The organism is Amycolatopsis oliviviridis, from assembly GCF_014654365.1.
GTDB lineage: Bacteria > Actinomycetota > Actinomycetes > Mycobacteriales > Pseudonocardiaceae > Amycolatopsis > Amycolatopsis oliviviridis.
Map to the genome: position 1 here is coordinate 1,484,229 of NZ_BNAY01000001.1, position 14,030 is coordinate 1,498,258.

A 14,030-nucleotide genomic window follows, 5' to 3' on the forward strand; every position below is an offset into this window, starting at 1 on the left:
CACACGAAGGAGACGATCTTGAACCGGGCGGGTTCTGTGTGGTTCTGGTCCTTGCTCGGCGCCTTCATCGCCGCGGCCCTCGGCACGGCGATCAATTTCGCGACCGACCTCAAGACCAACTTCCTGGCCTGGGGTCTCGTCGTCGCGTTCACCGTCGCGACCGGTCTGATCAGCGGAATCTCGCAGGTCCTCAGCCGCCGCGACGGCGACGGCGCGAAATCCGCCGGTACGACGAACGTCTACAACGTCCACCACTCACAGGTCAACGTCTGGCTGGTGTTCCTGATCCTGGGCGTGTCGGGTTCGTTGCTGGCGGCCATTTTCGTGGGCGTCCACTTCGCCGGCTCGATCCAGACCGCCGGGACACCGCTCCCCGCCGTGGTCGAACCACGTCCGACACCTCCGCCGTCGTCGACGACCACCACGCTCCCCGTCCCCGTCACGACGTCCACCGTGCCCCGGGCTGCCTCGAACGAGGACATCGCCATGTTCGTCACCGGGTATTACCGGCTGATGCCGGACACCAAGGCGGGCTGGCCGCTCATCGGGCCGAATCTCCAGCGCCGCGGACTGAGCGATTACGAAGCCCATTGGGGCCGGATCAGCGCGGTGGACGTCCACAGCGCGACGGCCACCTCCGCGAAGACTGTCCGGGTCCGCATCACGCTGCACTACCGCGACGGCCGCCCCTCCCCGACGGAAACCCACGAGCTGACAGTCGTTTCCCAGGACGGGCGCCTCTGCATCGACGCCGACACCCTGCTCAGCGCGAAATAGCGATCGCGATCAGGACTGATGCCGTTAAGGTGCCCGTTCATGACCGCTCTTCCGCGCGGCGGCCGTCCCGCCGAGGCCTTGTCGGCCGTCGAAGCGACCATCGACGGCCGCTGGCGACTGTTCCTCGCGGAATACGGCGTCGCCGCCGGAGCCAAGGAAGAGACCGACCTCGCCGACATGGTCGTCGCCGACACGTCGGCGTTCGAGTGGCGAGTGGTCGACGCCGCTCTCGACAGGTTGTCCTGCACAGACTGCGGCAACGGCCTCGGCCTTCCGGGTCTCCTCGACGGTGAACTGCCCAGTACGGCCCAAGCGCAGGCGTACCGGGCAGCGATCAACAAGCTCACCGAAGAGGAATGCGAACGCGTGACCTCCTTCGAGGAGGTCACCGAGGTCAGTAGTCGTCGCGGCCGGTGAACTGCTGTTCCAGCAGCTCCGCCGAACCCGCGACGAGTTCGAGCGGGTCGGTGAACTCGTTGATGTCGAGGTTCACCAGCGGCAGGGAATGGCGCAGCACCAGGTGTTCTCCCATGACCACCAGCCCGCCGACGACGATCGTGTTGCCGATCTCGGTCAGCACGGTCGCCAGGTCGACCTCGTCGACCCGCGCGAACGGCGTCGCGATCTGCACCCAGTCCTCGCGACGGTCGAAGATCTCCCGCGCGATGACCACGGTCTGGGCCCGCTCCTCGTAATCGTCGTCGCCGTAGGACAACCGGATGCGAACTTCGTCCGGTTCGTCCTTTACCACCCGATATTCGTGTCGTACGAACGCGACCAGATCGGCCCATTCCGCCATGAATTCAGTCTCCCTCGCAGTCGAAGATCAAGACTAGCGACTACCCGGGCGGAGAAACCGCGCACGCCCCGACTTCACCCGGACAGCGGCGGCCCGTACGTGTTCCGATACCGAACATTTAGCCCTGTGGAGTGAACGACCGCGCCATGATCGCATCGCCGGACGTTGCGGCGATAATTCTTGGCCACCGAATCTCACCGACCGCAACCCTTATCTCTCTTCGATCTTGTTGTAGTCTCCTCCGGCATCTTTTCGACAGGGGAGAAAATGTGACGAACAACGACCGCGCTCAGTCCAAAACCGCCCGGGCCGGAACCGGGAAACACTCGGATCCGTCGGTGACCGCGGCGCACGTCACTCGCCGTGGAGCGATTCTGGCCGCCGTCATAACCGCGGTGATAGGCGCGGTGGCCACGGTGGTCGTGGCGCTCATCAACAGTGGTGCGCAGCCCGCGAAAGGCGCCGAGGATCGTGGGGCACCGGCCACGCCCGGTTCCTCGTCGCAAGCCGCCGCCGTCGCACCGCAACAGCAGAGCACACCTGGTGAAGCCGTTCCCGAACAAGTGAAGCTCGACGCGAAGACGGGCGTCGACCTCGACGGCCCCAACGTCGTCCCGGTGTCCACGACCGGCCCCAACGGCGACATCGACCTCTACTACGACGGAGGAAATTTGACCTCCAACCGAAAAGGCCTATTCTACTACTACGGGACCGAAAAAGAAGCCAAGGAGCAGTGCCCGAAGGTCGTTTCCGAGGGAAAGGACGCGGTTCCCGGACCGCAGGTGATATTCGCCGGTGGCCAACAGTGTCTGCGGACGTCCAAGGGGACGGCCGGCTGGATCAGCGTGAATGACGTCAAGATCGACGACAATTCCGGCTACATGGTGATCAACTACAAAGTGTTCCGGTGACAAAACGGCCGGTCACGTGGGGCCGACCGGTGTCGCGAAAGCCATTTTCAGGACACCTGATGCCCTGAAAGTGGCTTTCGCGACGTCCGGACGCACGAGACCCGGAGGTCAGCCGCCGGTCGGCAGCCCCGCTCGCGCTTCCTGCGAGGTCAGCGGCCGCAGCGACAGCGTGTACTCGTAGGTGCGGTCCTGCTGGACCTGACTGCGTTCCCGCACCGGGTTGGGCGTGTCCCCGACCCCGGTCACGGCGTGGCTCGCGTGCAGCGTGAACCAGCCCTTGTTGCGCTGCAGCTGGAACGGGTACGCCGCCCGGTCGAGATCGTCGAACGGGGTCACGCTGACGTCGTTCGCTCCCCCGACCAGCAGGCCGCCGGTCCGGCCGTCGGTGAGCAGCGCCCATCGGCTGTCGGTGTGGTTGCCGTGATCCTGCGGCCGGTGGTACTCGACGTACTGCTCGTCCACCGTGCTCGACTGCACGCCGATCGGTGTGCCGTCCTTGCGGTCGACGTAGCTCTCGGCCTTCCGCCCGTACCAGGCGAAGCGGTCGTACCGGTCCGGCACCGCCAGTGAGACACCGATCCGGGGCAGGTACGGCAGCGTACGCACACTCCCCTGCGGCACCACGCGGTTCCCGAGGCTCAGCGTCCCGGTCCGGTCGACGGCGTAGGTCATCGTCTGGTCGAACCACGCCCCGGTGACGTCCGGCGCCGCGACCCGGCCGTCCACGATCACCCGCACGCCGCGCGACCCGTCCTTCTCGACCCGGACACCCGTGACGGTGGTCTTCAACCGGTCCAGGCCTGCCTTGCGCCAGTCCTCACCCTCGGCCCGGCCCCAGGCGAAGGTCTCGTTGCTGATCGGCGCCCGCCACGCGTCGAGCTTCGGCCCGCCACTGAGCAGTTCCTTGCCCTGGTGCCGGATCGAGGTCAGCGCGCCGGTGGCTTTGTCCACTTTGTACGTGACACCGGCGGCCGACGCCGTGACCGATGCCGCGTTCTCGACGACGTCGACGGACTTTCCGTCGAGAGGTGTCCGGTCCAGGCCTGGAACCCGCTTGCCGCCCAAGGAGAACTGGTCGTGCGCCAGGACGTGCCCCTTCGCGAGCATGGGATCGTTCCGCGTCGTCACGGCCTCGACGGTGAGGAACCGCTCGCGGTCCGCGGCGTTCGGCGGCGCCGGCAGGGAGACCTGTCCGGTCGATCCGGCGGCGACCCGCAACGGCTGCTCGCCGCGGGCGACGATCCGGGAGCCTTCCTGGATCCGCCACCGCAGGTTCAGCTCGTCGGTGCCCTTGAACTGCCGTTCGTTGGTCACCGACAAGGCCCCGCCCGAGTAGGCGAACCGGAGCGGCTGGTGCGCCCACGCCATCTGCGCGGTCTCCGGCTGTGCCGAACGGTCCGAGCCGATCAGACCGTCCACACCGGACAGACTGGAGCCGTAGGACAGGTGACTCCCCCGGTCCGCCACGCTGTCGAAGTCCAGCGCCAGGACAGCGCCGCCCACCGGAGTGGCACCGGACAGGTCCGCGGCCGACAGCGGCTTGTCGTAGATGCGGACGTCGTCGACGGCGCCGCGCCCCATCCAGCCGATGCTCGACGGGTCGTTCCACGACGTCTCGAAGTCACGGCCGATGTTGACCTCCGCCGACGACGAGTCGATCGCGCCGGTGAACGGCTTGCTCCCGATCTCCTTGCCGTCGAGGTAGAGCCGCAGGGCCGTGCCGTCGTAGGTCCCGCTCACCCGGTGCCAGTCGCCGTAGAAGTCGGACGGCACCTTGGCCTGGACCGCCTGCCACGTTCCACTGTGGATGAAGAACTCCAGGGTGTCCTGCGTCTTCATCTTGAGCGCGTACTGATGGTCTCCCTTGCCGAGGATGCGGAAGTCACCGGTCCATTTCCCAGGCTTCACCCACGCGTCGAGGGTCAGCGCCTTGCCGGTGATGTCGAGTTTCCGGTCGCGGTAGACCTCGACGAAGTCGTCCAATCCGGACAGCCCCAGCGCCTTGCCGCGATGTCCGTCGACCAGCTCCGGTTTGCCGGTCACATGCGCCGAGATGTCGTTGCCGGACGAGTCCGGGGTGGTGCGGATCCGTTGCCGGATGTTCTGCTCCGCCCAGTCCCAGATGAACCCGCCCTGGGTCTGCGGATTCGCCCGGATGGTGTCCCAGAACTCCCGGAAGTTCCCCAAGCTGTTGCCCATCGCATGGGCGTACTCGCCGAAGATCAGCGGTTTGGTGGTGTTCTTCGCCTGCTCGGCGAACTTCTCCGGGGACGGATACCGCGGCCCCCAGACGTCGGCGAACGGCGCGTCGCCGTCGGGGCTGTTGGACTGGTGGTAGATCGGCCGGGTCGGCTCGTTCGCTTTCAGCCATTCCGCCAGGGCGAAGTGATGCGCGCCGAGACCGGCCTCGTTGCCGGTGTCCCAGAGGAAGACACTCGGATGGTTCTTGTCCCGTTCGACCATGCCGATCATGCGGTCGAAGAACGCGTCCCGCCAGGCCGGGTCGTTCGCCTGGCAGTAGCTCGCGCAGTTCTCGTGGTTGTGGGTCTCGATGTCGATCTCGTCGTCGATCCAGAGCCCGTGCCGGTCGGCCAGTTCGTAGAAGTACGGATCCGACGGGTAGTGCGAGGTGCGGACGGCGTTGACGTTGAGCTGCTTCATCAGCGCGACGTCGCGTTCCTGCGCGGCGCGGGGTGCGTGCCTGCCGTGATCGGGATCGGTCTCCGCGCGGTTGACGCCCTTGAACAGCACCCGTTTCCCGTTGACCAGCAGCTGCTTGTCGCGGATCTCGATCTCGCGGAACCCGACCGTCTCGCTGGTGATGTGCGTGACCCGGCCGTCGGGCGCGGTCAGCGTGAGGACGGCGGTGTACAGGTTCGGTGTCTCGTCGGTCCACTTCGCCGGGTCACGGACGGGCAGGCTGAGCGACGTCTTCCCACCCGCGTCGATCTCGCCGCTCGTGGTCCCGACCTCCTTGCCCGACGCGTCGCGCAGGCTCAACCCGACGCGGTGCCTGCCCGTGGTCCCGCCGGGTTTGGCGGCGACCTCGACGGCGGCCTTCAGGGTGGCGTCGGTGTAGGTCGCGTCCAGGTCGGTCGTCAGCCCGACGTCCTGGATGAACGTCCCCGGCGCCGAGTGCAGGGTCACCGAGCGGAAGATGCCCGAGTACCGCCACTGGTCGACGTCCTCCAGATAGGCGCCCGCGCTCCAGCGGTGCACCTGCACGGCGATCCGGTTCGGTCCCGGCCGCAGCACGGACGAGAGATCGAACTCCGCCGGCGTGTAGCCGCCCTGGTCGTAGCCGACGTACTGCCCGTTGACCCAGACGAAGTAGGCCGACGTCACCCCGTCGAACCGGAGGAACGTCCTGCGCTCCGCCCAGTCCGCGGGGAGGTCGAAGTCGCGGACGTAGGCGCCGGTCGGGTTGACGTCACGCGGGACGCGCGGCGGGTCGTCCGGCTGGATCTCGGTGGCGATGTTGCGGAAGATCGGGTGGTCGAGGCCGTCCGTCTGCCAGGTGTGCGGCACGGACACCTCACGCCAGCCCGACGCGTCGTAGCCGTCGTCGTGGAATCCGGCCGGGACCTGCGACGGGTTGTCCGCCATCGCGATCCGCCATTTGCCGTCGAGCGACCGGGTGTACGGGCTCAGCTCGTCCCGGCGAGCGGCGGCGGAGACGTCGGCATACGGACGAAGGAAGGCGTGCGGTGGCTCCTGTCCTTCCGAAACCCTCCGTGGATCGTCGAGGTAGGACTGAACGTCACCTGGTGGTCCGTCTGCGGCGGCCGGCGATCCGGCGCCGGCCAGGGAACCGGCGACGACCATCAGGCTCAAGACGATGAGGCGTATGCGCGGCACTGCGTTACCTCCCGATGAGGGACCGTCGGCTGATGACCGACTCCTCGACGATCTCGTAAATCGTCACCGGAAGGAAGCCAGAGATCGAATTCAGCTGGAGGCGCGATGCGTGAGCGAGACCGGCAAGATCCGTTGGCGGGGCTTGAGGTCCCGGTCGTCCATCACCGCGAGCAGCGTCTCGACCATCGCGTGGACCTGTTCCCGCGGATCCTGGTGGACCGACGTCAGCGGCGGGTCCATCTCCGGTGCCAGCGTCGCGTTGTCGTCGAAGCTGACGACGGCGACGTCCGAGGGGATCCGCCGTCCGGCGGAATGCAGGGTCCGGAGCGCGCCGAGGGCCATCATGTCGCTGGCCACGAAGACGGCGTCGAGGTCGGGACGCCGCGCGAGCAGGTTCGACATCGCCTTCGCCCCGCCTGTCAGCGTGAAGTCGCCCTCTTCGACCAGGTCCGCCGGGTCGAGTCCCGCGTCGAGCAGGGTCTTGCGCCAGCCGGAAAGCCGGTCGATCGCCGCGCTCTGGTCCTGTGGGCCGGCGATCGTGGCGATCCGGCGGTGGCCCGACTCGACCAGATGCGCGACCGCCAGTTTCGCGCCGCCCTCGTTGTCGAAGTCGACGACGTGGACACCCCGTCTGAGCCCGGCCGCCTGCCCGCCGTACACCACCGGGATCCTCAACTGCCGCAACGCCTTGGGCAATGGGTCGGTCCGGTGCGGCGCGAACACCAGCACGCCGTCGACGTGCCCGCCGTCGAGGAACCGGACCGTGCGGTCGAGATCCTCGCGGGTGTCACTGAAGATCAAGACCATCTGGCAGCCGATGTCGGCGAGTTCGCGATAGCCCGCCCGCATGACCGCGGTGCGGTACGGGTCGTCGAGCAGCCGCGCCTCCGGCTCCGACAGCACGACCGCGACCGCGCCGGTCCGCCTGGTCACCAGCGACCGGGCCGCCTGGTTCGGCGAGTAGCCGAGTTCACGGGCCGCCGCCTGGACCTTCTCCCGCGAACGCGCGCTGACGTAGCCGTCGTCGTTCAGCGCCCGGGACGCCGTCGACCGGCTGACCCCGGCGGACGCGGCGACGTCTTCCAGCGTCGGCCTGCCGTCTTCCTCTGGTCGAGCCCCCACCCGCGTCACCTTCACCCTTCAGCGTCTTCCGGACACCGACAGCTTAGTGTCCGGCGGCCATCGGCACTGAGAGCGCTCCCTGTCGGAAACACTCTCATTACAGGCCCTTGACACGATCTCGCCTCGGGGGACAAACTCTGCGCATCCCTGGGAGCGCTCCCAGTTTCTCCTTCACCCCCATCAGCAAGGGACAAAGACGTGAGAAGGATCCGGAACGGCCTGGTGCTGACACTGGGTATCACGATGACGTTCGGCCTGGCGGCGTGCGGCGGTGACGACGGCGGGGCGCCCGCCGCGTCGGATCCGAACGCGAAGGTCGAGCTGTCACTGGCGACGTTCACCGAGTTCGGCTACGAGGCGCTCATTCCCGAGTACGAGCGGCTGCACCCGAACATCAAGATCACCCACCGGAAGACCGGCCAGGGCGGGCCGTACCACCAGGACCTGATCACGAAACTGGCGGCGGGTTCCGGCCTCGCCGACGTCACCGCGGTCGAGGAAGGGCATCTGTCGAACGTCCTCGACAAGGGCTCGAAGTTCAACGACCTGACCAAGATCGGCCCGGCGGAAACCTCCCCGGACCGCTGGCTCGGCTGGAAATACGACGCGGCGAAGACCAAGGACGGCAAGGTCATCGGCTACGGCACGGACATCGGCCCACTGGCCATGTGCTACCGCAAGGACATGCTGGAGGCGGCCGGGCTGCCGTCCGATCCCGAAGCGGTCAAGCCCCTGTTCGCGAGCTGGGAAAGCTATTTCGCCGCGGGCGACCAGTACGTCGGCAAGACCGGCGGGAAGGCGTGGTTCGACTCGGCCGCACAGAACTTCAACGCCATGGTCAACCAGCTTCCCACCGGGTACATCGGGCCCGACGACAAGCCGACCCTGGAGTCCAACCAGGGCATCAAGGACGCCTGGGCCAAGGTGACCGGCGCTGTCGTGAAAGGACAGTCAGCCAAGCTGACCGCGTTCAGCAACGAGTGGAACTCCGGTTTCAAGCAGGGCGCCTTCGCCACGAAGGTGTGCCCCGCCTGGATGCTCGGCGTGATCGAGGAGCACTCCGGTCCGGAGAACGCCGGCAAGTGGGCGGTCACCGCGGCCTTCCCCGGCGGCGGCGGGAACTGGGGCGGTTCGTACCTGACAGTGCCCACGCAGTCGAAGCATCCGAAAGAGGCGGCCGAACTCGCCGCCTGGCTGACCGCGCCCGAGCAGCAGATCAAGGCGTTCCAGGCGAAGGGCACCTTCCCCAGCCAGGTCAAGGCGCTGGAGGATCCGGCGCTGCTCGGTGAGACCGACGCCTACTTCGGCGGCGCGAAGATCGGCCGGTTGTTCGCCGAGCAGGCCAAGAAGGTCGCCAAGCCGCAGTACAAGGGCCCCGGCGACGGCCAGATCCAGGAGAACGCGTCGAGCCCGGCGCTCCAGGCCGTCGAACAGGGCAAATCGGCGGACGAGGGCTGGACGCAACTGCTCGACGCCGCGAAGAAGATCACGCGCTGACCGATGACCGTCGTCGACAAGATCACGCCGGACGAACAGGAGGCCGGGGCGCGCACGTCGCCCCGGCCCACCCTCCGCCACCGGCTCAGCCGCTGGGACGTCAAGGTCTCGCCGTACCTCTACATCGCCCCGTTCTTCGTCGTCTTCGGGATCGTCGGGCTGTTCCCGTTGCTCTACACGGCGTACGTGTCGCTGTTCAGCTGGGAAGCCGGTGACGACGATCCGGACTTCATCGGGCTGGACAACTTCAAGGAACTGTTCGCGGACACGCAGTTCTGGAACGCGCTCGAGAACACCGTCAGCATCTTCCTGCTCTCCAGCATCCCCCAGCTGATCATCGCGGTACTCCTGGCGGCGCTGCTCAGCGCCCGGCTGCGCGGGGCGACCGGGTGGCGGGTCGGCGTCCTGCTCCCCTACGCCGCCAGCCTGGTGGCGCTCGGGATCATCTTCGCGAACCTGTTCGGACCCAAGTACGGCCTGGTCAACGGCCTGCTGCAGACGATCGGGCTGGATCCCGTCGACTGGCAGGCGGGCCGGTTCGGCAGCCATGTCGCGATCGCGATCATGGTGAACTGGCGCTGGACCGGCTACAACGCGCTGATCGTCCTGGCCGCCATGCAGGCCATCCCGAAAGAACTGCACGAGGCCGCTCTCATCGACGGCGCGGGCACGGTACGCCGGTTCTTCGGTATCACCCTGCCGTTGCTGAAGCCGACACTGATCTTCGTCACGATCACCTCGACGATCGGCGGTCTGCAGATCTTCACCGAGCCCAAGCTGTTCGACGCCATGCCGGGGTCGAACAACGGCGGCTCGTCCAACCAGTTCCAGACCGTGACGCTGTACCTGTACCAAACGGCCTTCGAGAACTACGAACTCGGCTACGCCTCGGCGATCGCGTGGGTGCTGTTCCTGATCATCGTGCTGATCGCAGTGGTGAACTTCTTCCTCACCGGGAGGATCGCGGCGGTGAAGAAGAAATGACCATGCTCCACAGTGGACTCAAGCGGAGCGTCTCGGCGCTGGGCAAACCACGCCGGGCGACCTACGTCGTGCTCACGATCTTCGTGCTGGGCTCGCTCTTCCCGTTCTACTGGTCGTTCCTGGTGGCCAGCCGGGACAGCGGGATGCTCACCGAGCGGGTCCCGCCGTTCCTGCCGGGCGGGAACTTCTTCGCCAACGCGGCGCGCGTGTTCGACACGGTGCCGTTCTGGAAGGCGCTCGGGAACAGCCTGATCGTGTCCGGCACGGTCACCCTCACCACGGTGCTGTTCTCGGCACTGGCCGGGTTCGCGTTCGCCAAACTGCGGTTCCGCGGCCGGAACGGGCTGTTCGTGTTCATCGTCGTCACCCTCGCCGTGCCGACCCAGCTCGGCATCATCCCGTTGTTCATGGCGATGTCGGAATTCGGCTGGGCGGGCGGGCTCCAGTCGGTGATCCTGCCCAATCTGGTGACCGCGTTCGGCGTCTTCTGGATGCGTCAGTACACGGTGGACGCGGTGCCGTACGAACTGATCGAGGCGGCGCGGGTCGACGGCTGCAGCATGATCCGGATCTTCTGGAACGTCTGCCTGCCCGCGGTCCGCCCGGCGGCGGCGATCCTGGCGATGTTCACGTTCATGACCTCGTGGAACGACTTCCTCTGGCCGCTCGTCGTGCTGGACCCCGGCAATCCCACGGTCCAGCTGGCCCTGGAGAAGCTGCAGAGCGGCTACTACGTCGACTACTCGCTGGTGCTGGCCGGGACCACGCTGGCCACCATCCCGATCCTCATCGTCTTCCTCCTCCTCGGCCGCCAGATCGTGGCCGGGATCATGCAAGGTGCCGTGAAAGGGTGACCATGTCCGCTCATCCCGACAGTGTCCGGGCGAAGACCGCGCTGCCGTTCCCGCCCGGATTCGTGTGGGGCGCCGCCACCGCGGCCTTCCAGGTCGAAGGGGCCACGGCCGCCGACGGCCGCACCGACTCGATCTGGGACGTCTTCGCCCGCCGTCCCGGCGCGGTGGCGGGCGGCGACACCGGCGAACCGGGCGCCGATCATTACCGGCGCTACGCCGAGGACGTCGATCTGATGCGGCGACTCGGAATCGGCGCCTACCGGTTCTCCCTGTCGTGGCCGCGGATCCGGCCCGGCGGCGGCGCGCCGAATCCTGAAGGGATCGCGTTCTACGATCGGCTCGTCGACCGGCTTCTCGAAGCCGGTGTCGAGCCCTGGGCGACGCTGTACCACTGGGATCTCCCCCAGGCGCTGGAAGACGAGGGCGGCTGGGCCTCGCGCGAGACGGCCTTCCGATTCGCCGAATACGCCGAAACCGCCGTGGCGCGGCTGGGCGACCGAGTGACGCGCTGGTCCACCCTGAACGAACCTTGGTGTGCCGCGATGCTGGGCTACGCGCGCGGGATCCACGCTCCCGGCAGGCAAGAGCCCCGGGCAGCGGTCGCGGCCGCGCACCATCTCCTGCTGGGGCACGGGCTGGCGATGGACGTCCTGCGGCGGCGCGCGCCGTCGGCGGCGTCCGGGGTGACCCTGAACCTGTACCCGGTGTCGGCGGCGGATCCGTCGTCCACTGTGGACGTCGAGGCGGCACGCCGGGTCGACGGCCTTCAGAACCGGCTCTTCCTCGACCCCGTGCTTCGTGGCTCCTACCCCGAGGACCTGCTGGCCGACCTCGCCCCGCTGGGCATCGGCGAGCTCGTGCGGGACGGCGATCTCGCGACCATCGCCGCTCCGATCGATTGGCTGGGCATCAACTACTACCGCGGCTACCAGGTCGCGGGTACTCCGCTGCCCGGCAGCGAACCGGCGGGCGCCGACTGGCTGGGCGCCCCCGACGTCCATTTCGTGCCCGACGAAGCCGCGCCGCGCACCGACTCCGGCTGGGAGGTCCAGCCTTCGCGGCTCACCGAATGCCTCCTGCGCGTCCACCGCGAGTATCGGCCGATCCCGCTGTACATCACCGAAAACGGCGCTTCCTACCCGGACACCGTCATCGGCGGGGACATCGCGGACACCGACCGGATCGCCTTCCTCGACTCGCATCTGCGTGCCGCTTACGAGGCGATCGAGGCGGGTGTCGACCTGCGCGGCTACTTCTACTGGTCGCTGCTCGACAACTTCGAGTGGGCCGAGGGGTACGCCAAACGGTTCGGTCTCGTGCACGTCGACTACGCGACCCAGCGGCGGACTCCGAAGCAGAGCGCGCTGTGGTACGCGAGGGCGATCAGTCTGAACGGGCTGGGCTGAGGCCGATCTGTCGCCGTGGAGGTCCGGCCAGTATCAGGAAAGGGTCTTTCAGGACGTTTTTCGTCCTGAAAGACCCTTTCCTGACATCCAGAGCCACCTAGCCGCGCACGCGCGCACCCGATCTGGCCGACACCGCGGCCTCGACGGTCGCGAGGTCGGCGGCCCGCCGCTCCTGACCGTCGGCCCCGGCGGCACGCGCACCAGAGCCGTTCACACAGCCCGGTACGTCCGCCACGGAAGAGCAGTTGTCGGGCCGGTTACCACTCACGACGGCCCCGTTCGCCAGCGTGACGCGCCCGCCGAGCGTGTAGATGCCTCCACCGAAACTGGCTTCGGGAAACGGGTAGGAGCCGGCCCCGGGCTCGCCCACGGCGTTGTCGCTGATCTTCCCGCCGTCGAGAGTGAGACTGTCGGAGAACACGCTCAGTCCGCCGCCCGAACCTCCGTCACCGGAGTACCCGGAGTATCCGTCCGGCCCGGCGACGCCGCCGTCGCCACCGCGGCCCGCCACGTTGCCGGCGATCGAGGTCCCGGCGATGACCGGATTCAGCAGCACGCCTCGACTGGTCGCCAGGAACACGCCGGCACCCGTACCACCGTGACCGCCGCCTCCGGCTCTGGCGCGTTCTGCTCCTCCCGCGCCGCCCGGCCCGCCGGCCCCGGCGCTGTTACCGGTGATCGAGCTGCCGGTGATCCGCAAGGCGGTGCTGCCTTGAGCGACGGCACCGCCGCCGAAGCCGCCGACACCGCCAAGACCACCCGAGTTGGCGGCCACCCCGATGCCACCCCTGCCACCGGCACCGGCGCTGTTTCCGGCCACCGAGCCACCGGTGATCGTCAGCGTGATCCGGGAGGAACTGTACGAGTAGATGCCACCGCCGAACCCTCCATTGCCACCCGTACCGGCGCTGGTGGTGGCGGTGGCATCGACGCCGGGAGCGCCCGAGCCGGCGGTGTTGCCGGTGATGACGCTGTCGGTGATGGTCAACGGGCCCCAGTTCTCGATGCCGCCACCGTCCTCTCCCCCCTTTCCCTTCCCGGCTGCGTCGGTTCCGACGCCGTCAGGGGCGTGACCACCGGTGATCGTGACCTTGTCGAGTGACAGGTCACCCCAGTTCGAGATGATCCGGAACTGGGGAGCGTCCTTGGCACGGGCGATGGTGGCGTTGTTGCCTTTTATGGTGAGCTTTCCCTTGACGGCGGGCAGCCCGGCGCTATCGGTGGTGTCCGCGACCGCGGTGAGGGCGTAGACGCAATTCGCCGCCAAGGACAAAGTGTCCGGGGTCGTGGTGGCGTTGGCATCGGCGATAGCCTGCACCAGCACGCCGGGATCACAGGGAACTGCGATCTCGGCGGCCTGCGCCGGCGAAGCGACCAGGGCGAACACCCCCAGTGCGGTCACCGTGGTCGCGATCAGTCTTCGAGAACTCGGCGTCATCGAAAAGCCTTTCAGGTCAACGAAATGGGTGGTGACGGAGCGCGTGATCCCCAGTGCGGAAACCGTCCCCCGACGAACATTAGAAGTGCCGCCACCACCCCTCAATGAATATGATCCACATCACAAGTGCCGATGATCGGGAATCGCTTCGAATCGTCGAATACGAATCGGAATTCGTATTCGACGGCCTCTTGCGCGCGTTTTACTGGAGTCACCCGGAGGGATTGCGGTGGCACCGCTCCGTCCGGTCTTGTTATGGTGGACGCGTAGCCGATCAACGAACGTGGAGACCAGACGTGGCAGGTGAAGACGACATCTCCGGGTGAGCCGGAGTTGCCAGGCCACCGGCGCTGATGCCGAGGTGGCCTCTTTGTCGTCCCCTCA

11 protein-coding genes are annotated in these 14,030 nt (G+C 67.4%); 7 read left to right on the plus strand and 4 right to left on the minus strand.

The window, feature by feature from the left end; genetic code table 11:
- Positions 1-18: 18 nt before the first annotated feature.
- A complete protein-coding gene (locus IE302_RS06440) occupies positions 19-777 on the plus strand; it encodes a serine/threonine protein kinase (protein ID WP_229907622.1) in 759 nt (252 codons plus the stop codon).
- A gap of 39 nt (positions 778-816) precedes the next feature.
- Positions 817-1,194 (plus strand): hypothetical protein, encoded by a 378-nt coding sequence (locus tag IE302_RS06445; protein WP_191252645.1) that lies wholly within the window; start codon positions 817-819, stop codon positions 1,192-1,194.
- On the opposite strand, the gene IE302_RS06450 is transcribed toward IE302_RS06445, so the two are convergent.
- Complete coding sequence (locus IE302_RS06450; protein WP_191252646.1) at positions 1,172-1,576, minus strand: hypothetical protein; 405 nt, start codon at positions 1,574-1,576, stop codon at positions 1,172-1,174. The genes IE302_RS06445 and IE302_RS06450 overlap by 23 nt on opposite strands.
- 269 nt (positions 1,577-1,845) lie before the next feature.
- On the opposite strand from IE302_RS06450, the gene IE302_RS06455 reads away from it, so the two are divergent.
- Entirely contained in the window at positions 1,846-2,487 is a 642-nt protein-coding gene (locus IE302_RS06455; RefSeq protein WP_191252647.1) for a hypothetical protein, read from the plus strand.
- 108 nt (positions 2,488-2,595) lie between these two features.
- Here the strand turns inward: IE302_RS06455 and IE302_RS06460 are convergent, their stop codons facing one another.
- Positions 2,596-6,345: a glycoside hydrolase family 2 TIM barrel-domain containing protein gene (locus tag IE302_RS06460; RefSeq protein WP_191252648.1), complete on the minus strand. Its 3,750-nt coding sequence runs from the start codon at positions 6,343-6,345 to the stop codon at positions 2,596-2,598.
- Between the two features lie 90 nt (positions 6,346-6,435).
- Positions 6,436-7,482, minus strand: a complete 1,047-nt coding sequence (locus IE302_RS06465) for a LacI family DNA-binding transcriptional regulator (RefSeq protein ID WP_191252649.1) — start codon at positions 7,480-7,482, stop codon at positions 6,436-6,438.
- Between the two features lie 183 nt (positions 7,483-7,665).
- On the opposite strand from IE302_RS06465, the gene IE302_RS06470 reads away from it, so the two are divergent.
- The 4 genes from IE302_RS06470 to IE302_RS06485 are packed head-to-tail and all read left to right on the plus strand — an operon-like array spanning position 7,666 to position 12,208.
- Positions 7,666-8,964, plus strand: coding sequence for an ABC transporter substrate-binding protein (locus tag IE302_RS06470; protein ID WP_191252650.1), 1,299 nt, complete (start codon positions 7,666-7,668; stop codon positions 8,962-8,964).
- A gap of 3 nt (positions 8,965-8,967) precedes the next feature.
- On the plus strand, positions 8,968-9,948 hold the full coding sequence (locus IE302_RS06475) for a carbohydrate ABC transporter permease (RefSeq protein ID WP_191252651.1): 981 nt from the start codon (positions 8,968-8,970) through the stop codon (positions 9,946-9,948).
- Positions 9,945-10,802 (plus strand): carbohydrate ABC transporter permease, encoded by an 858-nt coding sequence (locus tag IE302_RS06480; protein ID WP_191252652.1) that lies wholly within the window; start codon positions 9,945-9,947, stop codon positions 10,800-10,802. The genes IE302_RS06475 and IE302_RS06480 overlap by 4 nt, the downstream gene beginning before the upstream one ends.
- A gap of 2 nt (positions 10,803-10,804) precedes the next feature.
- Positions 10,805-12,208: a GH1 family beta-glucosidase gene (locus IE302_RS06485; protein ID WP_191253148.1), complete on the plus strand. Its 1,404-nt coding sequence runs from the start codon at positions 10,805-10,807 to the stop codon at positions 12,206-12,208.
- Positions 12,209-12,305: 97 nt separating this feature from the next.
- On the opposite strand, the gene IE302_RS06490 is transcribed toward IE302_RS06485, so the two are convergent.
- A complete protein-coding gene (locus tag IE302_RS06490) occupies positions 12,306-13,646 on the minus strand; it encodes a hypothetical protein (protein ID WP_229907623.1) in 1,341 nt (446 codons plus the stop codon).
- Positions 13,647-14,030 lie beyond the last annotated feature (384 nt).

What these genes read in the sequence shown, in the direction of transcription:
- IE302_RS06445 (WP_191252645.1), top strand. Translation starts at nt 817, where the DNA reads ATGACCGCTCTTCCGCGCGGCGGCCGTCCCGCCGAGGCCTTGTCGGCC.
- IE302_RS06450 (WP_191252646.1), bottom strand. Translation starts at nt 1,576, where the DNA reads ATGGCGGAATGGGCCGATCTGGTCGCGTTCGTACGACACGAATATCGG.
- IE302_RS06475 (WP_191252651.1), top strand. Translation starts at nt 8,968, where the DNA reads ATGACCGTCGTCGACAAGATCACGCCGGACGAACAGGAGGCCGGGGCG.
- IE302_RS06480 (WP_191252652.1), top strand. Translation starts at nt 9,945, where the DNA reads ATGACCATGCTCCACAGTGGACTCAAGCGGAGCGTCTCGGCGCTGGGC.
- IE302_RS06485 (WP_191253148.1), top strand. Translation starts at nt 10,805, where the DNA reads ATGTCCGCTCATCCCGACAGTGTCCGGGCGAAGACCGCGCTGCCGTTC.
- IE302_RS06490 (WP_229907623.1), bottom strand. Translation starts at nt 13,646, where the DNA reads ATGACGCCGAGTTCTCGAAGACTGATCGCGACCACGGTGACCGCACTG.